This window comes from Streptomyces sp. NRRL WC-3549 (assembly GCF_000721935.1).
In the GTDB taxonomy this organism is placed as follows: Bacteria; Actinomycetota; Actinomycetes; order Streptomycetales; family Streptomycetaceae; genus Streptomyces.
Map to the genome: position 1 here is coordinate 166,831 of NZ_KL585399.1, position 871 is coordinate 167,701.

The 871-nt window shown below is 67.4% G+C and carries 1 protein-coding gene and 1 pseudogene; both read right to left on the reverse strand.

Annotated features, from left to right (window positions below):
• Positions 1 to 55: 55 nt before the first annotated feature.
• On the reverse strand, positions 56 to 172 hold the full coding sequence (locus tag IH13_RS46100; protein ID WP_420713366.1) for an MFS transporter small subunit: 117 nt from the start codon (positions 170 to 172) through the stop codon (positions 56 to 58).
• Positions 153 to 848: pseudogene (locus IH13_RS0115720) on the reverse strand (MFS transporter); the annotation flags it as partial. The gene IH13_RS46100 and the pseudogene IH13_RS0115720, both read right to left, overlap by 20 nt.
• Between the last annotated feature and the right edge of the window lie 23 nt (positions 849 to 871).

An 871-nucleotide genomic window follows, 5' to 3' on the forward strand; every position in this document is an offset into this window, starting at 1 on the left:
TCGCGCACCGTCCGAAGCCCCGGTCGTCATGACCGGGGCTTCGTCGTGTTCCGGTTCAGCCGGTGAACAGCTGGGTGGCTTTGCGGACGAGTTCGTACAGGCCGTAGCAGAACGGCACGGCGACCCAGAGCCAGACGAACGCCATGAGGGGCTTACGAGTCCTGGTGGACACGGGGACTCCTTCCTTCCGGCTTCTCTTGCGGTGTCTCGTGGAAGCGGGCGTGGACCGGGCGGATGCACTCGTTGGCGACGAAGCCGACGACCAGCAGCACGGTCATCACGGTGAGGGACGTCGTGTAGAGGCCGGGGCCGCTGTGCCCGGCCCGCTCCCCCGCGTCGGCGAAGTGGTTGACGATCAGCGGGCCGAGGACGCCCGCGGTGGACCAGGCGGTCAGCAGCCGGCCGTGGATGGCGCCGACCTGGTAGGTGCCGAACAGGTCCTTGAGGTAGGCGGGGGCGGTCGCGAACCCGCCTCCGTAGAAGGAGAGGATCACCAGCGCGCAGCAGACGAACAGGGGCTTGGAGTCGTTGCCGAGCTGGGCGATCAGGACGTACATCAGCGCCCCGACGCCGAGGTAGACGCGGTACATGTTCTTACGGCCGATCAGGTCCGAGGTGGAGGACCACAGGAGGCGGCCGGCCATGTTGGCGAGCGAGAGCAGGGCGACGAAGCCCGCCGCGGCGGAGGTGCTGACCGCGGTGGAGGTCTCGGCGAAGAAGTCGGTGATCATCGGGGCGGCCTTCTCCAGGACCCCGATGCCCGCGGTGACGTTCATGCACAGCACGACCCACAGGCACCAGAACTGCGGTGTGCGCAGGGCGTTGCGGGCGGAGACCTGGGCGGCTGTCTCTTATATGTGTATAAGAGACA